The sequence below is a fragment of the Micromonospora sp. NPDC051141 genome (assembly GCF_044455765.1).
Classification (GTDB): Bacteria; Actinomycetota; Actinomycetes; order Mycobacteriales; family Micromonosporaceae; genus Micromonospora.
The window spans coordinates 368,942-393,510 of the sequence record NZ_JBITFD010000004.1 but is presented as its reverse complement, the minus strand read 5'-3'; the positions used below and the strand labels follow the sequence as shown (position 1 = coordinate 393,510).

Below are 24,569 nucleotides of genomic sequence, written 5' to 3'. Positions count from 1 at the left end.
GACGAACGCCAACGGGCGTGAGGCGCAGCACGTCGAGCGAACGACAACGGGCGCAAGGCGCAGCATTGTTGGGGCAAACCGCAGCGGCGGACCGGGTGCCCGGAATGCCACCGGCCGCACCCCTCAACGGGTGTGCGGCCGGTCGGGTCGGGCAGTGAGTCACTCCTCGGGCTGTTCCTCCTGGCCCACCCCGATGATGCCGACGATCCGCTCCAGGTCGTCGACGGTCGCGAACTCGATCGTGATCTTGCCTTTGCTCCGGCCGATGTCGACCTTCACGCGAGTGTCGAAGCGGTCGGAGAGCCGGTCGGCGAGATCGGAGAGCGCGGGAGCATGCGCCTTGGTCCGCCGCTTGGCCGCAGGGGGCTTTGCCGGCCCCTCAGCCAGCGCCAGAGCCACCAACTCCTCGGTGCCGCGTACTGATATGCCTTCGGCGACGATCCGCGTGGCGAGCTTCTCCTGGGCCTCACCGTCATCGAGGCTGAGCAGCGCCCGGGCATGGCCGGCGGAGAGTACCCCGGCGGCGACCCGCCGCTGCACGGCCCCGGGGAGGTTCATCAGGCGAATGGTGTTGGAGATCTGCGGTCGGCTACGGCCGATCCGGCGGGCCAGTTCCTCGTGGGTGGCACCGAACTCCTCCAGCAACTGCTGGTAGGCCGCCGCCTCTTCGAGCGGGTTCAGGTTGGCGCGGTGGATGTTCTCCAGCAGCGCGTCCCGGAGCATCGCGTCGTCCTTGGTCTCCCGGACGATGGCGGGAATGCTCTCCCGACCGACCGCCTGGGCGGCACGCCAGCGCCGCTCACCCATGACGAGTTCGTACTTCTCGCCGTCGAGCTGCCGCACGACGATCGGCTGGAGGAAGCCGACCTCCTGGATCGAGGTCTTCAGCTCCTCCAACGCCTCCTCGTCGAAGACGTGGCGCGGCTGCTTCGGGTTCGGCACGATGCTGTCGACCGGGATCTCGGCGAAGCGGGCACCCGGCACCGGACTCAGCTCGAACTCCGGCTCGGCGGCCGGCCTGCCGCGGTCGAGAACCGCACCGGCCCCGGTGGGGGGCGGATCCGCGACGGGAAAAGCCGGGGTGGCCACCGTCGGGACGGATGCCTCATCGGCCTCCGGCGGGGCGACGTCCGGCGCCGGCCCGGTGGGGATGAGGGCGCCGAGCCCTCGGCCCAGACCGCCGCGGGGACGGTTCTTCATGCGACGCCTCCCAGCGACTTCTCCGCACTACGCATTCCGGCTCACCGGCTCCTTGACCCCTCGTTCGGCGATCTCCTGGGCGGCCTCGAAGTAGCTCGTGGCACCCCGCGAACCGGGATCGTAGGTCATGACCGACTGGCCGTAGCTCGGTGCCTCGGAGACACGCACGTTGCGGGGAATAACGGCCTGGAGCACCTTGTCCCCGAAATGGTTCCGGACGTCCTGCTCCACCGCGTCGGCCAGCCGGGTACGCCGGTCGTACATGGTCAACAGGATGGTGGAGACGTCGAGCTTCGGGTTGAGGTGCTGGCGTACCAGGTTGATGTTGTTGATCAGCTGGTTGAGCCCTTCGAGCGCGTAGTACTCGCACTGGATGGGGATCAGCACCTCCTGCGCGGCCACCAACGCGTTGACGGTCAGCAGGCCGAGCGAGGGCGGGCAGTCGATGAAGACGTAGTCGAAGTGGCCGGGGTACGCCTCGATGGCGCGCGACAGGCGGGACTCCCGGGCGACCACCGAGACCAGCTCGATCTCGGCGCCGGCCAGGTCGATGGTCGCCGGCACGCACCACAGGTTGGGGATGCCCTCGACCGCCTGGGCCACCTCCTCCAGCGGCACGCTGTCGATGAGGCAGTCGTAGACGTCCGGCACACCGGTGTGGTGTGGCACGTTCAGCCCGGTGGACGCGTTGCCCTGCGGGTCGAGATCGACCACGAGCACGCGGTTGCCGTGCAGCGCGAGCGCCACCGCCAGGTTCACGGTGGTGGTGGTCTTGCCCACGCCACCCTTCTGGTTGGCGACGCACATCACCCGGGTCCGGTCGGGGCGGGGCATGTTGACCTCGCCACTGGGATTCAGGATCTGCACGGCGCGCATCGCCTCCATAGCCAACGGTGGGTCATCCTCTTCGCGCGTCGGGGTTTCACGTGAAACGTACGTGTCGGCTGCTGCCTCGTCCCCGTATCCGGCGACCGGTGGCGTGTCGGCCGACACCGGGTCCGGGACGGGCTGGTGCGGTACGGCGGAGACCGGCGGTTGTGGTTCGTAACGGGCGGGGATCGCGACGTTGGCCCGCACCGATGCCGGTCGCGGGGACGGGGCGTTCACCGGGCCGTCGCTCGGGTCGTGCGGTTCGCGGGCCGGCGGGACGTTGGCCGGTGCGGACGAGACCGGTCGGAGAGAGCCCGCCACCGACGCCTCCGGCCGGTGGGCCGGGTCGACGGGAGAAGGCGACAAGGCGTCACGGAAATCGTTCACCGCCCACTCCTGGTAGCTGGTTTCACGTGAAACGGAACCGTCCGGGGCTCGCCCGCCGGCGCCGGTCAGCCGTGGCTCGTCGTACCTGCCGTCGTCATGCACCTGTCATCCCTACCCGCTCCGGATGGTCGGTCCGCACCGTCGATCGGGCCTCCGCTGTGCGCGGCGTCACCGGCCGGCGAAACGGTCGGGTCGGGTGCCGCCCGGCACCGCCGCTCCACACTATCGACGCGCGGTCAGCCTACGGCCGACGGGCGTGGCGGGTCCATGTCGGGTTGTGATCGATCCGGTCACGCCCCACGGGTCCAACGACCCGTGGGGCATCCGGAAAGCCTGCTCCGCTCAGCGATCCCGGTTACGGTCGCCACGTCGGCGACCGCCACGCGAGCGCTTCGCCTTCGGCTTCTTCGGGTTGACCACCCGTTCCCGGACCACCTCGACCACCGTTGCCGCCGGATCGATCAATCCGGTCCCGCACCGGTGCAGGGTGGGCTCCCCGCCGCCGAGCCGGGTCACCGCATCGGCGTGCTCGGCGATCTCCTCGGCCGCGGAGGCGCCCTTGAGCGCCAGCAGCCGGCCGCCCGGCACGATCAGCGGGAGACACCAGCCGGCGAGCCGGTCCAGCGGGGCCACGGCCCGTGCGGTGACGATGTCGGCGGAGAGCGGATCGCGGTCCCGGGAACCGGCCGCCGCCTCGTCGGCCCGCCCCCGGAACACCCGGACGGACCGGGTCAGGCCGAGGCGCTGCACCGCTTCCACCAGGAAGGCGACCCGGCGGGCGAGCGGTTCGACAAGGGTCACGGTGAGATCCGGGCGGGCGATCGCCAGCACCAGGCCGGGGAGTCCGGCACCGGAACCGACGTCGATCACGCGGGCGTCCGCCGGGATCCGCTCCGCCACCACGGCGCAGTTGAGCAGGTGCCGGTCCCAGAGCCGGGGCGTCTCGCGGGGCCCGATCAGGCCCCGGAGCACACCCTCGGTGGCCAGGAGTTCGGCGTACGCGGCGGCGAGGTCGAGCCGGTCGCCGAAGAGGGCGCGTGCGGCCTCCGCCAGCTCCGGCGGCAATGTGGCGTCGGCCGGGTCGGGCGCGGCACCCGCGACGGGCCCGTCCACCGTGGACGGCTCGGAAACGGCTGCCGGATCCGCGAAGGCCGGCACCGCCACCACGTCCGGTTCGGCGAAGAACGGGTCGACCGTCCCGGCCGGAGCGTCGGCGTCGACGGGCTCAGCCGCTGCCGGCACGTCACCGGAGAAGGCCGGTGTCACCTCGGTGGCGGCGGGAGGCTCGGTGCCGTCCACCGTCGTGGTGTCGCCGGAGAACTCGGGATCGACCGCGGCCTCGGGCGCGTACGCCGGATCAGCCGGCCGGTCCTCGTCGGAGCGGAACGGGTCGGGGGTCGTTTCGGGCCGCACAGCCGGCGGCCCGGGTGGCGTACCACCCGGGCCGGCCACGGCGTCCGCCGTCGTGTCGTCGGAGGTCACTGACCTCAGTCCGCAACCGGCCGGACGACGATGCGGCGGTTCGGCTCCACGCCCTCGGACTCGCTCTCCACACCGCTCATCGCGTTGACCACGTCGTGCACGCACTTGCGCTCGAACGCCGACATCGGCTCCAGGCGCACCGGCTCGCCGTGCTCCTTGACCTTCTCGACCGCGTTCTTGGCGACCGCGGCCAGTTCCTTGCGCCGGGCGGCCCGGTAGCCGCCGACGTCCAGCAGCAGGCGGCTCGGCGTGCCGGTCTGCCGGAACACCGCCAGGCGGGCCAGCTCCTGGAGTGCCTCCAGGGTGGCGCCGCGCTGGCCGACCAGGTTCTGCAGTCGACCGCCGACCACCTCGACGACGGGCCGGCCACCGGAGACCAACTCGTCGATGTCGCCGTCGTAGTCGAGGATGTCCAGCAGGCCCTCGACGTAGTCGGCGGCGATCTCGCTCTGCCGGAACAGGTCGCTGTCGGCCGGGGCCTTCTTCTCCCGGGTCCCGGCCGTGCCCTCGTCGGTCTCGGTGGCGGCAGCCGCGGGGATCTCCTCGTCCACGGACTGGTCGGCGCTGGGGATGCTGGTGTCGGTCACGGGTCTCATCTCCGTACTCGCTCGGCCGGACCGTCGAGGTCCGCTTGTCTCCCGGGGGCCGGCGGGAGGTTCGCCGGATGCCCCTCGGGCACGTCCGTACGGGCCAGTGTCGCCCGTGACCGCGCGTCGCGCGGCGGTTCCGGCCCGGCGCCGACTCCTCGGGTGCTGCTCGGGTCCGGAGGGGCCGCCACCGGTCGCGGCGGCGGCCCGGTGCGGCTCAGCCCTGCCGCTTGGCGGGGCGGTTGCCGCCCTTCTTCGGGTTGGTCGGCTTGGCGCCCGGCTTCGGACCGGCCACCTTCGGCGCGGCGGCCGGGGCCTTGGCCACCGGCGCGGCGGCCTTGCGACCGAACAGGCCACTGGTCTTGGCCGGCTGGGCGGTGGTCTTGCCGGCGGTGGCGGTGGCCTTCTTCGGCGGCACCAGCGGCGGGAACTTCCGCAGCACCCACTGCTGCTGGCCGAGCGTGAAGAGGTTGTTGGTGACCCAGTAGATGATCACACCGATCGGGAAGATCGAGCCCGAGACCAGCAGCGAGACCGGGATGCCGTAGAGCATCAGTCGCTGCACCATGCGCTGCTGCGGGTCCTCCGCCCAGCCGGTCTTGAGGATCATCTGCCGGCTGGTGAGGTAGGTCGTGGCGATCATGATGAGCACCAGGATGCCGGCGATCAGCTTCACGGTGCCGGTGTTCGCGCCCAGCGGGGCCAGGTCGGCGGCGGTCGAGCCGAACCGGCCGGAGATCGGGGCGGTGAAGAGCTTCGCGCTGGAGGCGCTGTTGAACTGGTCGGCCGTCCAGCCGTAGAGCGTCTTGCCGGGGTTCGTCGGGTTGAGCCGCTTGAGCGTGTGGAACAGGCCCAGGAAGACCGGGATCTGGAGGAACATCGGAAGGCAGCCCATCAGCGGGTTGGCCTTTTCCTTCCGGTAGAGCTCCATCATCTCCTTCTGGAGCGTCTCCCGGTCACCCTTGTGCTTCTCCTGGAGCTCCTTCACCTTCGGCTGGAGCGCCTGCATGGCCCGTTGCGACTTGATCTGCTTGACGAAGACCGGGAACAGGATCACCCGGACCGTCACCACCAGGAAGATGATGGCGAGGATCCAGGCCCAGTTCGTGCCGATGACCGCGCCGACCGGCACCCCGATGGCGTCCCAGGCCGAGTGCCAGGTCAGCAGGATCCACGAGATCGCGTAGTAGATCCAGTCGAGACTCAATTCTCAGGCTCCAGTCACGTCGGCACGGCGGCGACCGCCCGGCTCCGGCACCGGGTCGTGTCCACCTGGGTGAAAGGGGTGGCAGCGCGACAGCCGCCGGACCGTCAGCCAGGCTCCCCGCAACGCGCCGTGCCGGGACACCGCCTCCACGGCGTAGGCACTGCACGACGGGTAGAACCGGCAGCGGGCCGGCAGTGCCGGACTTATCCACCGACGGTACGCGATGATGGGTACCAGCAGCATGCGGGCACCGGTTGTCGGCGAGGGGGTCGTGGCGCCGCCGTTCATCGCGACCGCCGTCCCCGGGGGGCCCGTGCGGCGGCGAGCGCGGCGTCCAGGTCCGCCCCGAGTCGGGCGTACGCCGCGTCGGCGGCCGGGGGCAGGGCGCGTACCACCAGGGTGGTGCCGGCGGGCAGTTCGGCCAGGCGGTCCCGGACCAGGTCCCGCAGCCGGCGGCGGACCTTGTTGCGCACCACCGCGCCGCCGACGGCCTTGGACACGACGAAGCCGGCGCGGCGGGGTGCGGAGATCTCCGCACCGCTGCTCCGCGCCGGCTCCGGCGAAGGTGTCGCGGTGGACTCGGTCGGCTCGGGGAGCGTCAGGTGGACCACGACGGCGCCACGGCCGACGCGTCGGCCACCACGAACCGCTGCGGCGAAGTCGCTACTGCGCCGCAGTCGCTGTGCGGCGGCCAGCACGACTGCCCACGTCCCCGGACCCGGTCGGCCTCAGGCCGCCAGGCGGGTGCGGCCCTTGGCGCGACGGGTCGAAAGGATGGCGCGGCCGGCACGGGTGCGCATGCGCAGCCGGAAGCCGTGGGTCTTCGCGCGCCGGCGGTTGTTCGGCTGGTAGGTGCGCTTGCTCACGTCAGGCTCTCCGTTGTCGTACGCCCCGCGCGGCGGATCGCCCGGGGTCCTGTGCTGGTCCCGATCACCTCGACGGTGACCGCTGATCGACGCTGCCCGGCGAACCGGCCCCCGGTGGTGCTGGGGAGGTGGCCGCAGGCAACGAGCATCCATCACCCTAGCAGAGGGCGAGAGAGCATCCGCTCCAGCCTACGCAGCACCGCAATGACCGTCAAACCCTTCCCGCCCGGCCCCGACCTGCGCCGCGACGGCGGCCGACGGGGTCGTTTCCGGTGCGGTCGTCACCGCCTCAAGGGTGTCGGCGGTTGATGGCGCGGGGTCCGCGCTGTTAGCGTGCGCGATTGCGGTCGGCGTCGGGTGCCCGGGTTTGTCGCCGACCGGCAAGACCGGACAAGCTGTTGAATCGTTCGGCACGGTGAACCCGCTTCAGCGCCTCCGCCAATCAGGGGGGCAGGTCCGACCCGCGTCCGGTGGGCGGCCACAATCGGTCGGTACACAGGCTGTGGATAACTTGTGGATGACGACCGGTCAGCCGTCCGGGCGGGCGTGAGGATCAGGCGAGGGGGTGGCACGACGGTGACCGGAGCGACAGACCTTGCCGCGGTGTGGGCGGCGGCCACCGAGGAACTCGCCGACGAGATCATCTCCGCCCAGCAACGGGCGTACCTCCGGCTGACCCGGCTCCGCGCGATCGTCGAGGACACCGCGCTGCTCTCCGTGCCGGACGCGTTCACCCGCGACGTGATCGAGTCCCGGCTCCGCCCGGCCATCACCGAGGCGTTGAGCCGCCGGCTCGGCCGACCGATCCAGGTGGCCGTCACCGTGCGGGTCCCCGACGACCCGAGCGGGCGACCGGCCGGCACGGTGTACCGCAGCGGCCCGGAACCGCTTCCCGACCGGGAGGGCGCGGTCAGTCTGCTCCCCGGATTCGACCGGGCCGGCCCGCCCCCCGAGTCCGCCTACCCCGCGCCCCGCCCGGAGCCCCAGTACGCGGCGGACGCCCGACCGGAGCATCCGCTGGAGGAGCCCGCGCCACGGCAGCGGAACGCGGACGGCGGCCGGCCGCACCTGATCCCCGCCGGCCGGGACGGGCAGGACACGCTCTTCGGCGCCGCGTTCGCCGAGCCGCTGCGCGCCGCCCCCGACCGCCGGTCCTTCGACGACCGCCCCGACCTGGAGCCGGCCGCTCCGGACCGGGGTGGGTACGAGCCCCGCTACCGGGAGGCCCCGGGGCCGGTCGACTCCCCGCCGCTGCGCGGACTGCCCCGGGACGGTGTCACCGACAACGGTCCGGGGCGCGGCGCCACCGACAACGGTCCGGGCCGTGGCGCCACCGACAACGGCCCCGGCCGCGGCACCGCCGATCACCACCGGCCGGGCGGGCAGGCCGATCGCCGGCTGCCCGGCGTGGAGAGCGGCGGCAACCGGCTCAACCCGAAGTACATGTTCGAGACGTTCGTCATCGGCTCGTCCAACCGCTTCGCGCACGCGGCGAGCGTGGCGGTGGCCGAGTCGCCGGCCAAGGCGTACAACCCGCTGTTCATCTACGGCAGCTCCGGGTTGGGCAAGACCCACCTGCTGCACGCCATCGGGCACTACGCCACCACGTTGGGCAACGCCCGCTCGGTCCGGTACGTCTCGACCGAGGAGTTCACCAACGACTTCATCAACTCCTTGCGGGACGACAAGACCAGCGCGTTCCAGCGCCGCTACCGGGACGTGGACATCCTCCTGATCGACGACATCCAGTTCCTGGAGAACCGGGAACGGACGCAGGAGGAGTTCTTCCACACGTTCAACACGCTGCACAACGCCAACAAGCAGATCGTCATCACCTCCGACCGCTCGCCGAAACAGCTGGCGACGTTGGAGGACCGGCTCCGGACCCGGTTCGAGTGGGGCCTGCTCGCCGACATCCAGCCGCCCGACCTGGAGACCCGGATCGCGATCCTTCAGAAGAAGGCGGCGCAGGAGCGGCTCTACGCCCCGCCGGACGTGCTGGAGTTCATCGCCTCCCGGGTGTCGAACTCGATCCGGGAACTTGAGGGCGCGTTGATCCGGGTCACCGCGTTCGCCAGCCTCACCCGGTCCTCGGTCGAGCTGTCGCTGGCCGAGGAGGTGCTGCGCGACTTCATCCCGGACGGCGCCGGCCCGGAGATCACCGCGGACCAGATCATGGTCTCGACCTCCGAGTACTTCGGGGTGAGCCTGGAGGACCTGCGCGGTCATTCCCGGTCCCGGGTGCTCGTCAACGCCCGCCAGGTGGCCATGTACCTGTGCCGGGAGCTGACCGACCTGTCGCTGCCCCGGATCGGCCAGGCGTTCGGCGGACGCGACCACACCACGGTGATGCACGCCGACCGCAAGATCCGGCAGCAGATGGCGGAGCGGCGTTCGCTCTACAACCAGATCGCCGAGCTGACGAACCGGATCAAGCAGAACACCTGAGACGCTCGTCTCGTACCCGACACGACAAGCCCGGCCGGACGACGTTCCGGCCGGGCTTCTTCGTGCCTGTCGGACGCCGGGTCGACGGCCCGGGGCCGCCCGTGGACGCCGCCGGTTGACCCTCGACCCGGTGGAGGGCCCAGAATCGGCGTCGTGGTTGTCCACAGCTCGTACCGGTTGTCCACATCCCCTGTGTCACAGGCGGTGGAAAACCACCCTGTGCACCCGGCCGGTTACCCACAGACTGTGGACAACTCCTGGGGACGAGCCTGTGGACGCCTGGGGACGACGGTCGCGTTGTCCACCGACGACGAGCCGCCTGTGGGGATCCTGTTGAAGGTTCTGGGGACGACGGGGGTCCGGGCCGTCGGCGTTGTCCACAGCGCTGGGGAGAAAACCGGTGGATTACCGGTGGACAACCGGTGGACGGCGGTGGAAAACCCGGCGGCCGGCGGGGCCTGTGGACCACCACCCGGGTTGTACCCCGGGTTATCCACCGGCAACCCACCTGTGGAAAACGTGTCTGACCTGCGCAGACGCCGGTTCTCCACAGTTTGCACAGGTGCGATGAAGACGATGAGTTATCTCTTCTAAACAACAAAAACCAATCATCACCGTTGGACTTTCTGTGGATCGGGCCGCAGCGCTGCCGTCGGCAGTCAGCCGGGCACCTGGATCCACGGGGTCGGGCGCACAGCCGATGCCCACGCGCCCTAAGGTGCGATGGGTACCCGCACGGTCGGGCGGGACGGGTGGCAGCGGTCGGCATGAGAGAGTTGTCGCTGACGTCGACGCGGAGGCATTGATGAAGTTCCGAGTGGAGCGCGACGCGCTCGCCGAGGCGGTCGCGTGGACCGCCAAGAGCCTGCCCAACCGACCCTCCGTGCCGGTGTTGGCCGGGGTGATGCTCCGGGTGACCGACGGCAACCTCCAGGTCTCGGGCTTCGACTACGAGGTCTCCAGCCAGGTCACCGTCGAGGTGCAGGGGGACGCGGACGGCGCGGCACTGGTCTCCGGTCGACTGCTCGCCGAGATCACCAAGGCGCTGCCGGCCAAGCCGGTGGACATCGCCGCCGTCGGCTCCCACCTGGAGCTGGTCTGCGGCAGCGCCCGGTTCACACTGCCCACCATGCCGGTGGAGGACTACCCGACCCTGCCGGAGATGCCGGAGAGCGCCGGCACCGTCGACGCCGCCGCGTTCGCCGCCGCCGTGGCCCAGGTGGCCGTGGCCGCCGGCCGCGACGAGACGCTGCCGATGATGACCGGCGTCCGGATCGAGCTGTCCGGCGGCACCATGGCCATGCTCGCCACCGACCGCTACCGTCTCGCGCTGCGCGAGATGGAGTGGCACCCGGACGACCCGGAGATCAGCCTCAACGCGCTGGTGCCGGCCCGCACGCTGAACGACACCGCGAAGGCGCTCGGCCCGCTCGGCGGGCACGTCACCATGGCGCTCTCCGCCGGCGGTGCCGGCGAAGGCATGATCGGCTTCTCCGGCGGCACCCGCCGGACCACCAGCCGCCTGCTCGACGGCGCCAACTACCCGCCGGTGCGCTCGCTGTTCCCGGCCGCCCACAACGCCGAGGCCCGGGTCGCGGTCGCCACCCTCATCGAGGTGGTCAAGCGGGTGGCGCTGGTCGCCGAGCGCACCACCCCGGTGCTGCTCAGCTTCAGCGCCGACGGCCTGGTCGTGGAGGCCGGCGGCACCGAGGAGGCCCGGGCCAGCGAGGCCATGGAGGCGACCTTCAGCGGTGACCCGCTCACCATCGGCTTCAACCCGCAGTACCTGATCGACGGCCTGTCCAACCTGGGTGCCCAGCACGTCCTGCTGCGGTTCGTCGACGCCTTCAAGCCCGCGGTCCTTTCTCCGGCCGGCGAGGATGGCGAGGTCATTCCGGGGTACCGGTACCTCATCATGCCGATCCGCGTCTCCCGCTGATCGCCGGCAGCACCACCCTGACGTACGGAGGTAGCAGCACATGCAGCTCGGCCTGGTAGGACTCGGCCGGATGGGCGGCAACATGCGCGAACGGCTGCGCGCCGCCGGGCACGAGGTGGTCGGCTACGACCGCAACCCGGAGCTCAGCGACGCCGCGAGCCTCGCGGAGCTGGCCGAGAAGCTCGACGCGCCGCGCGCCATCTGGGTGATGGTCCCGGCCGGCGTCACCGACGCCACCATCGACGACCTCGCCGGGGTGCTCGGCGAGGGCGACATCATCATCGACGGCGGCAACTCCCGGTTCAGCGACGACGCCCCGCGCGCCGAGCGGCTCAACGAGCACGGCATCGGCTACGTCGACGTCGGCGTCTCCGGCGGCGTCTGGGGCCGGCAGAACGGCTACGGCCTGATGGTCGGCGGCGCGCAGGAACACGTCGACCGGCTCATGCCGATCTTCGACGCGCTCCGGCCCGAGGGCGAGTTCGGCTTCGTGCACGCCGGCCCGGTCGGCGCCGGCCACTACGCCAAGATGGTGCACAACGGCATCGAGTACGGCCTGATGCACGCCTACGCGGAGGGCTTCGAGCTGCTCTCGGCGTCCGAGCTGGTGACGAACGTCCCCGGTGTGGTCAAGTCGTGGCGCAAGGGCACCGTCGTCCAGTCCTGGCTGCTCGACCTGCTCGACCGGGCCCTCGACGAGGACCCGGAGCTGGCCGAGCTGAGCGACTACACCGAGGACACCGGCGAGGGCCGGTGGACGGTCGACGAGGCGGTCCGGCTCGCCGTGCCGCTCAACGTGATCACCGCCGCGCTGTTCGCCCGGTTCGCCTCCCGGCAGGACGAATCACCCGCCCTGAAGGCCGTCGCCGCGCTGCGCCAGCAGTTCGGCGGGCACGCCGTCCACAAGCGCTGACCGGCGTCCACCGCCTGTGTACGTTCGCCGGCTCGAACTGGTCGACTTCCGCTCGTACGAGCGGGTCGGCGTCGACCTGGAGCCGGGTCCGAGCGTGCTCGTCGGCGCCAACGGCGTCGGCAAGACCAACCTGGTCGAGGCGTTGGGCTACGTGGCGACCCTGGACTCGCACCGGGTCGCCACGGACGCCCCGCTGGTCCGGATGGGCGCCACCTCGGCGGTGATCCGCTGCGCGGTGGTGCACGACGGCCGGGAACTGCTCGTCGAGCTGGAGATCGTGCCGGGCAAGGCGAACCGGGCCCGGCTCGGCCGTTCCCCGGCCCGCCGTGCCCGGGACGTGCTCGGCGCGCTGCGGCTGGTGCTCTTCGCGCCGGAGGACCTGGAACTCGTCCGCGGTGACCCGGGCGAACGCCGCCGCTACCTGGACGACCTGCTGGTCAGCCGCCAGCCCCGCTACGCCGGTGTCCGTGCCGACTACGAGCGGGTGGTGAAGCAGCGCAACGCGCTGCTGCGGTCCGCGTACCTGGCCCGCAAGACCGGCGGCTCCCGGGGCGGTGACCTGTCCACGCTCACCGTCTGGGACGCCCACCTGGCGCAGCACGGGGCCGACCTGCTCGCCGGCCGGCTGGAACTGGTCGCCGCGCTCACCCCGCACGTGGCCAAGGCGTACGACGCGGTGGCGGCCGGCCGGGGTGCGGCCGGGATCACCTACCGGCCGTCGGTCGACCTGCCCGAACCGGCCGCCGACCGGCCGGCGTTGGCCGAGGCGCTGACCGCCGCGCTCGCCGCGGGCCGCGCCGCCGAGATCGAACGCGGCACCACGCTTGTTGGGCCGCACCGTGACGACCTGGCCCTCACCCTCGGCCCGTTGCCGGTCAAGGGGTACGCCAGCCACGGCGAGTCCTGGTCCTACGCGCTGGCGCTGCGGCTGGCCGGGTACGACCTGCTGCGCGCCGACGGGATCGAGCCGGTGCTGGTGCTCGACGACGTCTTCGCCGAGCTGGACACCGGCCGGCGGGAACGCCTGGCCGAGCTGGTCGGCGGCGCCAGCCAGCTCCTGGTCACCTGCGCGGTGGACGACGACGTGCCGGTGACGCTGCGCGGTGCCCGTTACACGGTTGGCGAGGGGGCGGTGCGACGTGCCGGATGACGACGAGGTCCGGCTCCCGCCGGCCCGGCTGGGGCCGGGACGCGACGGCGCGACGGCGGCACGTGGCGGCCGGGGCGAGCCGTCCGCGCGTACCCCCGGGAAGCCGGCGGACGGCGAACCGGGCCCGGCGGACGGCCCGGCCGGGCCGGAGCTGGCCCGGGCGGTGCTGGACGCGGCGAAGGCCCGGCGCCAGGCCGCGGCCGGCCCTCGACGACGCAGCGCGGTCCGTGGCGACGGCGAGAAGCGGCTGCGCGGCTACTCCGGGCCCGGCCCGGACCCGCGTGACCCGCAGCCGCTCGGCGCGGTGCTCGACAAGCTGGTCAAGGCGCGCGGCTGGCAGCAGCCGGCGGCCGAGGCGACCGTCTTCGGCGCGTGGGAGAAGGTGGTCGGCGCGGAGGTCGCCCAGCACAGCCGCCCGGTGAAGCTGGAGAACGGCGAGCTGACCGTGGAGGCCCGCTCGACGGCCTGGGCCACCCAGTTGCGGCTGCTGGCCGGCTCGTTGCTCAAGCAGATCGCCAGCGAGGTCGGCCACAACGTGGTGCGCAAGCTGCACATCCACGGCCCGGCCGCGCCGTCCTGGTCGCGCGGTCCCCGGCGGGTCCGCGGCCGTGGCCCCCGCGACACCTACGGCTGACCCGAGCGGCTGCTACACGTCGGCGTAGACCGCGAAGCCACGGTCCGCGCAGCGCCGGTAGAACGCGGCCAGCACGCTCAGTTCGGCGCAGGTGAAGTTCCACTGCGGCGGATCGCCGCTGTCGTCGCGCAGCTTGTCGAGCCGGCTCTCCAGCCAGCGGAGCTGCTGCTCGGCCAGCCGCCCGTCGCCGAGCAGCGCGCGCAGCACCTCGCTGACCGACTCGAACGTGACCGCCTCGCCGTACGGCCGGTGCCGGGCGACGAACTTCTCCACGCCCTCGGCGATCCAGGCGCAGCCGTCCGGGTCGATCACCGGGTCCTCGTCCTCGGCCGCGTTCTCCGTGGCGTAGAGCACATTCTCCAGCCCGAGGATCAGGTCGACCAGTTCGGTGTACGCGGTGGCCCGCACCGTGCCGGTCTTCGCGATCAACTCGGCGAGCGCGGCGGTCGGGGCGGAGATGCGTGGCATGTCCACGATTTCGCCGAAGTCCACGAACTCAGCCGGCGCGACCGGATCGTAGAAGCGGCCGGTACGCGGCCAGTGCACCGCGACGTTGTCCAGCCCCATCTGGCGTCACCTCTCACCAAGCGTCTGTCGGACCATCCAGGCGATGGTCCCCGGTCCGGGCGCGAAAGATCAAGACCGCAACGGCGGCGCCGCAAAAGGTACGGCACGTCGCGTTCCACCGCGACCCCCGGCCCGCGAACCGCCGGTTACCGGCCCGGCGGCCCGGACCGGTCGCCGTGGCCGATGGCACGGCGGGTGCCGGTGGCGTGTAGGGGGAGTCGCGGGCAGCGAGGTTCGTCCGGCTACGGCATTCTCAGCCGCCTCTCCAGGGGTGCCGAGTGGCGGTTTGGTCGGCTGCGCACAGTAAGATTGGGGGCGAGACGAAAGACCCGGCACGGAGCGATCGACATGGGCCCCCAAGGGCCCTTGATCATTGTGCCGCATCGGGTCCGAGCCGATCGCGATCCGCGGGCAACCGCGGCGCCCGGCGTACCCGATCCGTGACCCGGTGATCCCGGGAGCGGCGCGGGCACGTCGACGTCGCGTCCTGTCCGCCGAACCCGCGCCCCGCGCCCACGCGCGGCCGGTGCGAGAAAGTGGCCGAGCGTGGCAGCGGAGGACAACAAGAAGTACGGCGCCGAGTCCATCACCGTGCTGGAGGGCCTGGAAGCGGTCCGGAAGCGGCCCGGTATGTACATCGGGTCCACCGGCGAGCGCGGTCTGCACCACCTGGTGTGGGAGGTCGTCGACAACGCGGTGGACGAGGCGCTGGCCGGATACTGCGACACCATCGACGTGGTGCTGCTGGCCGACGGGGGCGTCCGGGTCACCGACAACGGCCGGGGCTTCCCGGTCGACCTGCACCCCAAGTTGAAGAAGCCGGGTGTCGAGGTCGCGCTGACCGTGCTGCACGCGGGCGGCAAGTTCGACGGCAAGGCGTACGCGGTCTCGGGCGGCCTGCACGGCGTCGGCGTCTCGGTGGTCAACGCGCTCTCCAGCCGGATGGCCGTGGAGATCCACAAGGACGGCTTCGTCTGGCGGCAGCGCTACGACCAGTCGAAGCCGACGCCGCTGGAGAAGGGCGAGGCGACCGACCGGACCGGCTCCGCGGTCTCCTTCTGGCCCGACCCGGACGTCTTCGAGACCGTCGACTTCGACTTCCACACCATCTACCGGCGCCTCCAGGAGATGGCCTTCCTCACCCGAGGCCTCACCATCCACCTGCTCGACGAGCGGGTGCCGGAGGACGAGGAGGGCAAGCCCCGCGAGGTCACCTTCCACTACGAGGGCGGCATCGCCGACTTCGTGCGGCACCTCAACGCGTCGAAGAGCCCGATCCACAAGACGGTGGTCGAGTTCGGCGCCGAGGAGACCGGCATGTCGGTCGAGATCGCCATGCAGTGGAACGAGTCGTACGGCGAGTCGGTCTACACCTTCGCCAACAACATCAACACCCACGAGGGCGGCACCCACGAGGAGGGCTTCCGGGCCGCGTTGACCAGCGTGGTCAACCGCTACGGCGCGGAGAAGAAGCTGCTCAAGGGCGACGAGCGGCTCTCCGGTGAGGACATCCGCGAGGGCCTGGCCGCGATCATCTCGGTCAAGCTGACCGACCCGCAGTTCGAGGGGCAGACCAAGACCAAGCTGGGCAACACCCCGGTGAAGGGCTTCGTCCAGCGGGTCTGCAACGAGTCGCTGGTCGACTGGTTCGACCGCAACCCCGCCGAGGCGAAGATCATCATCACCAAGGCGTCCCAGGCCGCCCGGGCCCGCATCGCCGCGCAGCAGGCGCGCAAGCTGGCCCGGCGCAAGTCGCTGCTGGAGTCCGGCTCGATGCCGGGCAAGCTGGCCGACTGCCAGTCCACCGATCCGCGCGAGTCCGAGGTCTTCATCGTCGAGGGCGACTCGGCCGGCGGTTCGGCCAAGCAGGGGCGTGACCCGCGTACCCAGGCGATCCTGCCGATCCGCGGCAAGATCCTGAACGTGGAGAAGGCCCGGATCGACCGGGTGCTGAAGAACAACGAGGTGCAGGCGCTGATCACCGCGCTCGGCACCGGCATCCACGACGACTTCGACATCGAGAAGCTGCGTTACCACAAGATCGTGCTGATGGCCGACGCCGACGTGGACGGCCAGCACATCCAGACGCTGCTGCTCACCCTGCTGTTCCGCTTCATGCGACCGCTCGTCGAGCTGGGCCACGTCTACCTGGCCGCCCCGCCGCTCTACAAGATCAAGTGGAACAAGAAGGGCGACGACGCCCAGTACGCGTACTCCGACCGGGAGCGGGACGGGCTGATCGCGCTGCGCCAGCAGAAGAAGGCCAACGCCAAGCCGGACGACATCCAGCGGTTCAAGGGCCTCGGCGAGATGAACTACCCGGAGCTGTGGGAGACCACGATGAATCCGGCCACCCGTACGCTGCGCCAGGTCACGCTCGACGACGCCGCCACCGCGGACGAGCTGTTCAGCGTTCTGATGGGCGAGGACGTCGAGGCGCGCCGGTCGTTCATCCAGCGCAACGCCAAGGACGTGCGGTTCCTGGACATCTGACGGACGTGTGCCGGGCCGGCCGGAGATCCACCGACCGGCCCGGTGGTCCACAGAGTTATCCACAGCCTGGCCGCTTTCCACAGCCGTTATCCACAGCTAGATCACGACTCTGAGTCTGATAAGGGTTAACAGTGACCGATCTTCCCGAGTCCACCCCGAACGAGCCGGAGGCCCCGGAGACACTGGCGGCGGTCGTCCAGCACGACCGTATCGAGCCGGTCGGCCTCGAGGTCGAGATGCAGCGCTCGTACCTCGACTACGCGATGAGCGTCATCGTCGGGCGCGCCCTGCCGGACGTGCGGGACGGGCTCAAGCCGGTCCACCGCAAGATCCTCTACGCCATGTTCGACTCCGGCTACCGGCCGGACCGCGGCTACGTGAAGTGCTCCCGCGTCGTCGGCGACGTGATGGGCCAGTTCCACCCGCACGGCGACTCGGCCATCTACGACGCGCTGGTCCGGATGGCGCAGCCGTGGTCGCTGCGCTACCCGCTCGTTGACGGCAACGGCAACTTCGGCTCGCCCGGAAACGACCCGGCCGCCGCGATGCGCTATTGCGTCGCCGGAGACACGTGCGTTCGACTGGCTGACGGCGCCGAGGTACCGATCGCGTCTCTCGTGCCCGGCGCCGAGCCGAGCAGCGAGATTCCGATCGACCTGAAGGTGGAGGGCTTGGTCGGCGAGCCGGCGCGGGCCTCCATGTTTTTTCACTCCGGCGAGCACCCGACGCTGCGGATCACGACCCGCGACGGTGACACGCTGACCGGCACCCACAATCACCCGGTCCTCTGTCTCGTGGCTGGTCCGGACGGCGAGAGTCACCTCCGCTGGCGTCTCCTGTCGGAGCTCAAGCCCAGCGACGTCGTGGCGCGGGCCGGTTCGGGTGCAGATGTTGTCGCCCCGGCAGCAACAAGTGCACAAGATCTGGAAGATCCGGCGCGGAAGCTACCGTGGGCCGTTCCCACCACCGCTTTCCGCTATGCGGTGATTGCCGACGTTGCCGACGCCGGGATCCAGCCGGTCTACAGCATTCGGGTCGACACCGACGACCACTCCTTCATCTCTGACGGCTTCGTCAGCCACAACACCGAGTGCAAGCTCGACCCGCTGGCGATGGAGATGCTGCGGGACATCGACGAGGACACCGTCGACCTCCAGGACAACTACGACGGCCGGGCCAAGGAGCCCACCATCCTGCCGTCGCGGATCCCGAACCTGCTGATCAACGGCTCCGAGGGCATCGCGGTCGGCATGGCCACCAAGATCCCGCCGCACAACCTGCGGGAGATCGGCGCGGCGGTGCAGTGGTGCCTGGAGCACCCGGAGGCCGACGAGGCGACCACGCTGGAAGCGCTGCTGGAGATCGTCAAGGGTCCGGACTTCCCGACCTACGGCCTGATCGTCGGCCAGCAGGCCATCCAGGACGCGTACCGGACCGGGCGTGGCTCGATCCGGATGCGCGCCGTGGTCGAGGTGGAGGAGGACAAGCGGGGCCGGCCGGCGCTCGTGGTCAGCGAGCTGCCCTACCAGGTCAACCCGGACAATCTCGCCGAGCGGATCGCCGAGCTGATCAAGGAGGGCAAGCTCGCCGGCATCGCCGACATCCGGGACGAGTCCTCCGGGCGTACCGGCATGCGGATCGTGCTGGTGCTCAAGCGCGACGCGGTCGCCAAGGTGGTGCTGAACAACCTCTACAAGCACACCCAACTCCAGGAGACGTTCGGCGCCAACATGCTGGCGCTGGTCGACGGCGTGCCGCGCACGCTGAACCTGGCGCAGTTCATCCGCTACTACGTCGAGCACCAGATCGAGGTGATCCGCCGGCGGACCGCGTTCCGGCTGCGCAAGGCGGAGGAGCGGGCGCACATCCTGCGCGGCCTGAGCAAGGCGCTGGACGCGCTGGACGAGGTGATCGCGCTGATCCGGCGCTCGCCGACGGTGGAGGACGCCCGACAGGGGCTGATCCGGCTGCTGGAGATCGACGAGGTCCAGGCGACCGCGATCCTGGACATGCAGCTGCGCCGGCTGGCCGCGCTGGAGCGGCAGCGGATCCTTGACGACCTGGCCAAGCTCGAGATCGAGATCGCCGACCTCAAGGACATCCTCGCGAAGCCGGAGCGGCAGCGGAAGATCGTCTCCGACGAGCTGGGCGAGATCGTCGCGAAGTGGGGCGACGACCGGCGCACCAAGATCGTGCCGTTCGACGGCGAGGTCTCCATGGAGGACCTCATCGCCCGCGAGGACGTGGTCGTGACGATCACCCGCACCGGGTACGCGAAGCGGACCAAGGTCGACCTGTACCGGTCGCAGCGGCGTGGCGGCAAGGGCGTGAGCGGGGCGACGCTCCGGCAGGACGACATCGTGAGCCACTTCTTCGTATGCTCTACCCACGACTGGATCCTGTTCTTCACGAACAAGGGTCGGGTCTACCGGGCGAAGGCGTACGAGCTTCCCGAGGCCAGTAGGGTGGCCAAGGGCCAGCACGTGGCCAACCTGCTCGCGTTCCAACCGGACGAGCAGATCGCGCAGATCATCGAAATCCCGAACTACCAGGTGGCGCCCTACCTGGTACTGGCCACGAAGAACGGCCTGGTGAAGAAGACGCGGCTCGAGGAGTTCGACTCCAACCGTTCCGGCGGCATCATCGCGGTCAACCTGCGCGATGAGGACGAGCTGGTCGGTGCGGTGCTGGTGGCGCCGGAGGACGACCTGTTGCTGGTTTCCAAGAACGCGCAGGCGATCCGCTTCAACGCCACCGACGAGGCGCTGCGTCCGATGGGCCGGGCCACCTCGGGGGTGATCGGCATGCGCTTCAGCGGCGAGGACGAGCTGCTCGCCGTCGAGGTCGTCCGGGAGGGCCTGGACGTGCTGGTGGCAACGAACGGGGGGTTCGCGAAACGTACCCCGATCGAGGAATACCCGGTCCAGGGCCGGGGAGGTAAGGGCGTGCTGACTGCGAAGATCACCGAGCGACGCGGTGGTCTGGTCGGCGCGGTCGTGATCGATCCGGAGGACGAGTTGTTCGCCATCACGAGCAACGGCGGCGTCATCCGGACTCCGGTGAAGCCTGTACGCCGTACGCGTGACCGGAACACAATGGGGGTCAAGCTGATGGACCTCCCGGACGGCGTGACTATCGTGGCGATTGCTCGCAATGCCGACGAGCCTGACGAACAGGACTAGTTGATGACGGAGACACAGGCGAAGTCGGGGAACAAGGGGACCTCGGCCACCCCGGTCGACGAGGAGGCCGCACAGGGCGGTACACCAGCGACCGGCCGTGCGGCCGTGGGTCGGGCCACGGTCCCCGCCGACGCGCCTGCCCCGAAGTTCACCCGGGCCCCCGGCATGGCCCCGCCGCCCGACAAGCCGACCGACGGTTCGGAATCCCGCGAGGCGTCCGAGACCAAGATCGACGCGCCGACATCGGCCGACGGCTTCGCGGCTCCGGCCGCGGCGAAGCCCGCCACGAACACACCGCCGGCCCGGCCGCCGGCCGCCGCCCGGGCCTCCACCGGCACCACCGGCACGCAGCCGCGCATCGGCGCGGGCCTGGGCACCGCCCCGAAGGGGGCACCCGAGGCCACCGGCCCGGCCGGCGGCAACCCGGGACGTCCCGCCAACGGGGGCGGCCTGCCGCCGGGCATCAGCGGCGCGGCGGCGGTCGGCGCCGCGCGCGTGGGTGAGGCGGTACGCGCCGCGCGTACCTCGGTCGGTTCGGCCGCTTCGCGCGGGCCGCGCCGGGCCCGGCTGAACCTGAAGCGCATCGACCCGTGGTCCGTGATGAAGTTCGCCTTCGCGGTCTCGGTGGTGCTCTTCATCGTGGTGGTGGTGGCCACGTCGGTGCTCTACCTCGCGCTCGACGCGATGGGTGTGTTCAAGAGCGTCAACGACAGCCTGACCGACCTGGTGAACGCCGGCGGCGGTTCGGGCGGCGGCGGGTTCCGCATCACCGCGAAGGGCGTGATCCTCACGTCCGCACTGATCGGCCTGGTGAACGTGGTGCTGTTCACCGCGCTGGCCACGCTGAGCGCGTTCGTCTACAACGTCTGCGCCGACCTGGTCGGCGGGATCGAGCTGACGCTCGCCGAGCGGGACTGACTCGATGACGCCGGGGCACCGCGTAAAGCGGTCGCCCCGGCGTCGTGCGTCCGGGTAGGTTCGGGACGGCGCGGGTGCTTCCGCCACGGGCCCCCCGATTTGGGCGCGCTGGCGGGCATGGGTTAACCTTGCTCGTCGCCACGCGGGGCTATAGCTCAGTCGGTTAGAGCGCAGAGCTGATAACTCTGAGGTCGCTGGTTCGATTCCAGCTAGCCCCACCGCACATCGTCCGACGGTAGTCGAGCGCAAGGGGTCAATCCCATGTTCAAGAAGCTCCTGATCCTGGCCGGCATCGTCGGGGTGGCCGCCGTCGTGGCCAAGAAGGTCAAGGCGTCGAACGACGAGCGCGCCCTGTGGCACGAGGCGACCACCGCCCCCGACCTGCGCTGAGCGCCGCCTCGGGGCCCTAGCTCAACTGGCAGAGCACTGCCTTTGCAAGGCAGGGGTTAGGGGTTCGAGTCCCCTGGGCTCCACCAGCACTTCGGCAAAACGGTACGGCCCGCTTCCAGCTCAAGGAACGGGCCGTAGCCGTGCGCAAGGGTGGACAGCCCGGCGGTGAGCCGATGAGTCAGATGGTGAAGCCTCCGTCGACGTTGACCGTCGCCCCGGTGACGTAACGACCGCCCGGGCCGGCGAGGAACGCCACCGCAGCGGCTACGTCGGCCGGCTCCGCGTAGTGGCCGAGGGCGGTGAACCCGTTGATCGTGTCGGCGTTGGGGCCGTCGGCCGGGTTCAGTTCGGTGTCCGTGGCTCCCGGGTTCACCAGGTTCACGGTGATCGCCCTGCCGCCGAGTTCACGTCCGAGTGCCTTGGTCAGGCCGATCAGGGCGGTCTTGCTCATCGCGTAGAGCGAGAAGCCCGGGAAGACCGCCCGCTCCGCCATGTTGCTGCCGATGTTGATGATCCGGCCACCGGCCGCCATGTGGGGCACTGCGGCCTGCGAGGCGACGAACGGTGCCCGGACGTTGACCGCGACGGTCTGTTCGAACTCTTTCAGGCTCAGCTGCTCCAGCGGTCCCAGCAGGAACGCGCCGGCATTGTTGACCAGGATGTCCAACCGACCCCACTCGCCAGCGGCCTGGTTCACCGCGGTGACCACCGCCGCCGGGTCGGCGCTGTCGGCCCGCACGGCGATCGCTCGCCGTCCCACCGCTTTGATCTGGTCCACCACGTCGTCGGCGCGCTGCTGATTCTGCTGGAACGTCAGCGCCACATCGGCGCCGTCCTGGGCCAGGCGCAGGGCCACCGCGGCACCGATGCCACGGCCCCCACCGGTAACGAGAGCTACCTTGCCGTCAAGTGCGTTGTTCATGACGGAAAGCCTGGTCGACGGAAGGTCAGCCGTCTGGCGGTGATCGGACGACGCGTTCGCGACACCGGCTACCCACGGATGCATGCCCGGTGAGGACCGACCGGGGCATGCAGCCGCCCGGGTGGTCCGGGGTCAACCTGCCCATGACCGCAGCGCTGATCGCCAGGTTGGGGAGTAGATGCGCGACATTGTGAGGAAGTGGCCCGGAAGCCCGAGCATGCCGAGATTGGGCGCTCGGCTGAGATGCGGAGGGCACTGAGTGCGAATGCTTGAAACGGCCGAGAATTCTGTTCTGAATGCCTGCTGTCAGCGTGCTTACCGTCAGGTGCGGCGAGGCTCATCCCGCGCTGATGGTGGGGGGAGCGCGCTTGCAGGAGGGCGCGAACGGCCGCCACCTCGACGCTTCCCAGATCGACAGGGGGCATGCCTATAATCCTCGCCATGAAAAATTTGAAAATTGTTGGTGGGGCGGCCACCGCTCTTGCCTCGGTGCTCCTCGTCGGAGGGATTGCGACTCCGGCGCAGGCGGCGACCGGCCCGGAAATCTGCGGCGGCACGGAGTACGTTCGCATTGAGGCACACGAATTTTCCAACGGCCGCCTCGTGGTTTCGAAGCACCGGAACAGCAACACCATGTGTGCGGTGACGTTCAACACCTCCGGCGCGACGCGATACACCCGAGCGACGCTCGTCAGGGTGCCCGCGGGCGGCGGGGTGACGTACGGCTCGAAGGAGGACGCCGGCCAGTACACCCAGTACGCCGGGCCGATCTACCTCGCGAACCAGTACCCGAACAACGACTTCTACGCCGAGGGCCAGGTCGGCGGCAACAGCGTCCAGCTCTACTGCACGCTCACGTACTGCGCCGTTCCCCGCTAGTTCCGGGACGCCACAAGAAGTCCTGACGTGCCGGTGTGGTGGGGCGGGGCCCTTCCTCCACAGGCGATGCGCCCGGCCCGACGAGACGTCGAGCCGGGCGCATCGGCGTCAGCTACGCCACGAAGCGGGAACGGCGTCGGCGTCCGATCAGGTAGCCCGCGCCACCGAGCAGCAGAAGCGCAGCGCCGATGGTGACCACGGTCGCGGTGTCGGCGCCGGTCAGGGGCAGCCCACCGCCCGAACGCGCGGTCGAGCGCCCGCGCGGCGCTTGATAGGCAAGTAGGCACTTGCCTATGATGAGCGGCGTGGGCGACCCGTACCAGGCGCTGGCCGATCCCACCCGCCGCCTGATCCTTGACGAGCTGACCGAGCGCGACGGTCAGACGCTGTTCGAGATCTGCGGTCGGTTGGCCACCCGGCACCAGGTCGGCTCGTCCCGGCAGGCGATCTCCCAGCACCTCGACGTGCTGGAGGCCGCCGGCCTGATCGTCACGCGCCGGCAGGGCCGGTACAAGTTCCACCACCTCGACACCCGGCCGCTGCGTGCCATCACCGAGCGGTGGCTCAGGCCCGAACCCACCCGGGAGACCCCATGAGAATCAACCTGACCAGCGTGTACGTCGACGACCAGGAGAAGGCTCTGCGCTTCTACACCGACGTGCTGGGCTTCGTGAAGAAGACGGACGTGCCGACCGGTGAGCACCGCTGGCTGACCGTCGTCTCGCCGGACGCTCCCGACGGGGTCGAGCTGCTGCTGGAACCGGAGGCGCACCCGGCCGCCAAGGCGTTCAAGGAGGCCCTGGCGGCCGACGGCATCCCGTTCACGCAGTTCGCGGTGGACGACGTGGCGGCCGAGCACGACCGACTGCGGCAGCTCGGTGTGCTGTTCACGCAGGCGCCGGTCGACATGGGTCCGGTGGTCACCGCCGTGTTCGACGACACCTGCGGCAACCTCATCCAGATCGCGCAGTACAAGTAGCGTTCCGTGCCCGTCTGGCGAAGTCCGCTGCTGGCCGACACCGTGGCGGGGCTGGAAAGGGAGATCCGTGGCGCCTGGGAGCTGTTGCTGCGCGAGCTGGACGTGGCTCCTGGCTCCCCGGAGGAGACCGAGCTGGCCTGGCTGGTCGTGGACGATCCCGCGGCGTACGACTGGCGGACGGTGGACGGTGCGCTCGACCGACTGACGTGCCCCGCCTGCGGAGCCCGGTTGACCGGCGGGCCGGTGACCTGCGCGCAGTGCGAGTTCCGCCACCGGATGCGGTTCGGGGCGCGGGAGGTCGACCGTCCGCACGTGACACCCGGCAACGAGCATGCGGTACGGGTGGCGACCGCGGTGGCACGCGCCCGGGAGCGGTACTCCCCCCGGGCGCGCGTGGGCTACGAGCTGGCGCTGCCGGAGCTGGTCGCGGGCGCGTTGCCCACCACTCCGCAGGCTCAGGCGGCCAAGGCGCTGATCAACAGGTTGACCGACGACGAGTGTGACCGGGTGGCGAGCTTCGCCGAGGTGGAGGCGCTGGCGAAGGGGCGCTGAGTTC

Annotated in this window: 24 protein-coding genes and 2 tRNA genes; 15 read left to right on the top strand and 11 right to left on the bottom strand. The window is 70.6% G+C overall.

The annotated features are described in order from the left end of the window. Positions 1-159: 159 nt before the first annotated feature. From ACIA6B_RS10185 to rpmH, 8 genes are all read right to left on the bottom strand, one after another. A complete protein-coding gene (locus tag ACIA6B_RS10185) occupies positions 160-1,200 on the bottom strand; it encodes a ParB/RepB/Spo0J family partition protein (protein ID WP_396772402.1) in 1,041 nt (346 codons plus the stop codon). A gap of 27 nt (positions 1,201-1,227) precedes the next feature. Then, positions 1,228-2,559 carry an AAA family ATPase gene (locus tag ACIA6B_RS10180; protein WP_396772401.1) on the bottom strand — a complete coding sequence of 444 codons (1,332 nt, stop codon included), beginning with the start codon at positions 2,557-2,559 and terminating at the stop codon, positions 1,228-1,230. A 240-nt stretch (positions 2,560-2,799) separates the two neighbouring features. Further along, entirely contained in the window at positions 2,800-3,570 is a 771-nt protein-coding gene (gene rsmG / locus ACIA6B_RS10175) for a 16S rRNA (guanine(527)-N(7))-methyltransferase RsmG (RefSeq protein ID WP_396772572.1), read from the bottom strand. Positions 3,571-3,944: 374 nt separating this feature from the next. Continuing rightward, positions 3,945-4,535, bottom strand: coding sequence for a R3H domain-containing nucleic acid-binding protein (locus tag ACIA6B_RS10170; protein WP_281933921.1), 591 nt, complete (start codon positions 4,533-4,535; stop codon positions 3,945-3,947). Positions 4,536-4,743: 208 nt separating this feature from the next. Beyond that, positions 4,744-5,733 carry a membrane protein insertase YidC gene (gene yidC / locus ACIA6B_RS10165; protein ID WP_396772400.1) on the bottom strand — a complete coding sequence of 330 codons (990 nt, stop codon included), beginning with the start codon at positions 5,731-5,733 and terminating at the stop codon, positions 4,744-4,746. A gap of 3 nt (positions 5,734-5,736) precedes the next feature. Continuing rightward, positions 5,737-5,976, bottom strand: coding sequence for a membrane protein insertion efficiency factor YidD (gene yidD / locus ACIA6B_RS10160; protein WP_233220212.1), 240 nt, complete (start codon positions 5,974-5,976; stop codon positions 5,737-5,739). 41 nt (positions 5,977-6,017) lie between these two features. Then, positions 6,018-6,431: a ribonuclease P protein component gene (gene rnpA, locus ACIA6B_RS10155; RefSeq protein ID WP_396772399.1), complete on the bottom strand. Its 414-nt coding sequence runs from the start codon at positions 6,429-6,431 to the stop codon at positions 6,018-6,020. A gap of 30 nt (positions 6,432-6,461) precedes the next feature. Then, a complete protein-coding gene (gene rpmH / locus ACIA6B_RS10150) occupies positions 6,462-6,599 on the bottom strand; it encodes a 50S ribosomal protein L34 (protein WP_091061882.1) in 138 nt (45 codons plus the stop codon). Positions 6,600-7,175: 576 nt separating this feature from the next. Between rpmH and dnaA the strand changes: the two genes are divergently transcribed. The 5 genes from dnaA (at position 7,176) to ACIA6B_RS10125 (ending at position 13,683) form a co-directional block, all read left to right on the top strand. After that, complete coding sequence (gene dnaA / locus ACIA6B_RS10145; RefSeq protein WP_396772398.1) at positions 7,176-9,047, top strand: chromosomal replication initiator protein DnaA; 1,872 nt, start codon at positions 7,176-7,178, stop codon at positions 9,045-9,047. An 805-nt stretch (positions 9,048-9,852) separates the two neighbouring features. Further along, positions 9,853-10,986: a DNA polymerase III subunit beta gene (dnaN, locus tag ACIA6B_RS10140; RefSeq protein ID WP_396772397.1), complete on the top strand. Its 1,134-nt coding sequence runs from the start codon at positions 9,853-9,855 to the stop codon at positions 10,984-10,986. Between the two features lie 40 nt (positions 10,987-11,026). Next, on the top strand, positions 11,027-11,899 hold the full coding sequence (gene gnd, locus ACIA6B_RS10135) for a phosphogluconate dehydrogenase (NAD(+)-dependent, decarboxylating) (protein ID WP_396772396.1): 873 nt from the start codon (positions 11,027-11,029) through the stop codon (positions 11,897-11,899). Between the two features lie 16 nt (positions 11,900-11,915). After that, positions 11,916-13,049, top strand: coding sequence for a DNA replication/repair protein RecF (gene recF / locus ACIA6B_RS10130; protein WP_396772395.1), 1,134 nt, complete (start codon positions 11,916-11,918; stop codon positions 13,047-13,049). After that, positions 13,039-13,683: a DUF721 domain-containing protein gene (locus ACIA6B_RS10125; RefSeq protein WP_396772394.1), complete on the top strand. Its 645-nt coding sequence runs from the start codon at positions 13,039-13,041 to the stop codon at positions 13,681-13,683. The genes recF and ACIA6B_RS10125 overlap by 11 nt, the downstream gene beginning before the upstream one ends. Before the next feature lie 12 nt (positions 13,684-13,695). Here ACIA6B_RS10125 and ACIA6B_RS10120 read toward each other — a convergent pair whose 3' ends face one another. After that, complete coding sequence (locus ACIA6B_RS10120) at positions 13,696-14,250, bottom strand: hypothetical protein (protein WP_396772392.1); 555 nt, start codon at positions 14,248-14,250, stop codon at positions 13,696-13,698. A 546-nt stretch (positions 14,251-14,796) separates the two neighbouring features. Here ACIA6B_RS10120 and gyrB point away from each other — a divergent pair. The 6 genes from gyrB (at position 14,797) to ACIA6B_RS10090 (ending at position 21,319) form a co-directional block, all read left to right on the top strand. Next, the gene (gyrB, locus tag ACIA6B_RS10115) at positions 14,797-16,743 is read left to right on the top strand and encodes a DNA topoisomerase (ATP-hydrolyzing) subunit B (RefSeq protein ID WP_396772391.1); all 1,947 of its coding nucleotides are present in this window, start codon (positions 14,797-14,799) and stop codon (positions 16,741-16,743) included. Between the two features lie 131 nt (positions 16,744-16,874). Then, on the top strand, positions 16,875-19,925 hold the full coding sequence (gyrA, locus tag ACIA6B_RS10110) for a DNA gyrase subunit A (RefSeq protein WP_396772389.1): 3,051 nt from the start codon (positions 16,875-16,877) through the stop codon (positions 19,923-19,925). A gap of 3 nt (positions 19,926-19,928) precedes the next feature. Beyond that, a complete protein-coding gene (locus ACIA6B_RS10105; RefSeq protein ID WP_396772388.1) occupies positions 19,929-20,843 on the top strand; it encodes a DUF3566 domain-containing protein in 915 nt (304 codons plus the stop codon). Positions 20,844-20,987: 144 nt separating this feature from the next. Beyond that, a tRNA-Ile gene (locus tag ACIA6B_RS10100) sits at positions 20,988-21,061 on the top strand. A gap of 43 nt (positions 21,062-21,104) precedes the next feature. After that, positions 21,105-21,233 carry a DLW-39 family protein gene (locus tag ACIA6B_RS10095; RefSeq protein WP_013283222.1) on the top strand — a complete coding sequence of 43 codons (129 nt, stop codon included), beginning with the start codon at positions 21,105-21,107 and terminating at the stop codon, positions 21,231-21,233. A gap of 10 nt (positions 21,234-21,243) precedes the next feature. After that, positions 21,244-21,319 (top strand) — tRNA-Ala (locus tag ACIA6B_RS10090). Between the two features lie 92 nt (positions 21,320-21,411). Here the strand turns inward: ACIA6B_RS10090 and ACIA6B_RS10085 are convergent. After that, complete coding sequence (locus tag ACIA6B_RS10085) at positions 21,412-22,155, bottom strand: SDR family NAD(P)-dependent oxidoreductase (protein WP_396772571.1); 744 nt, start codon at positions 22,153-22,155, stop codon at positions 21,412-21,414. A 642-nt stretch (positions 22,156-22,797) separates the two neighbouring features. Between ACIA6B_RS10085 and ACIA6B_RS10080 the strand changes: the two genes are divergently transcribed. After that, positions 22,798-23,034 carry a hypothetical protein gene (locus tag ACIA6B_RS10080; RefSeq protein WP_396772387.1) on the top strand — a complete coding sequence of 79 codons (237 nt, stop codon included), beginning with the start codon at positions 22,798-22,800 and terminating at the stop codon, positions 23,032-23,034. Positions 23,035-23,146: 112 nt separating this feature from the next. Here ACIA6B_RS10080 and ACIA6B_RS10075 read toward each other — a convergent pair whose 3' ends face one another. Beyond that, complete coding sequence (locus ACIA6B_RS10075) at positions 23,147-23,374, bottom strand: LPXTG cell wall anchor domain-containing protein (RefSeq protein ID WP_396772386.1); 228 nt, start codon at positions 23,372-23,374, stop codon at positions 23,147-23,149. On the opposite strand from ACIA6B_RS10075, the gene ACIA6B_RS10070 reads away from it, so the two are divergent. Genes ACIA6B_RS10070 through ACIA6B_RS10060 form a run of 3 tightly spaced genes read left to right on the top strand, consistent with a single transcriptional unit; the run spans position 23,328 to position 24,565 of the window. Next, entirely contained in the window at positions 23,328-23,630 is a 303-nt protein-coding gene (locus ACIA6B_RS10070) for an ArsR/SmtB family transcription factor (RefSeq protein WP_396772385.1), read from the top strand. The two genes, ACIA6B_RS10075 and ACIA6B_RS10070, sit on opposite strands and share 47 nt — an antisense overlap. Continuing rightward, positions 23,627-24,013, top strand: coding sequence for a VOC family protein (locus ACIA6B_RS10065; RefSeq protein WP_396772384.1), 387 nt, complete (start codon positions 23,627-23,629; stop codon positions 24,011-24,013). The genes ACIA6B_RS10070 and ACIA6B_RS10065 overlap by 4 nt, the downstream gene beginning before the upstream one ends. Positions 24,014-24,019: 6 nt before the next feature. Next, positions 24,020-24,565 (top strand): hypothetical protein, encoded by a 546-nt coding sequence (locus tag ACIA6B_RS10060; protein ID WP_396772382.1) that lies wholly within the window; start codon positions 24,020-24,022, stop codon positions 24,563-24,565. The last annotated feature ends 4 nt before the right edge of the window (positions 24,566-24,569 follow it).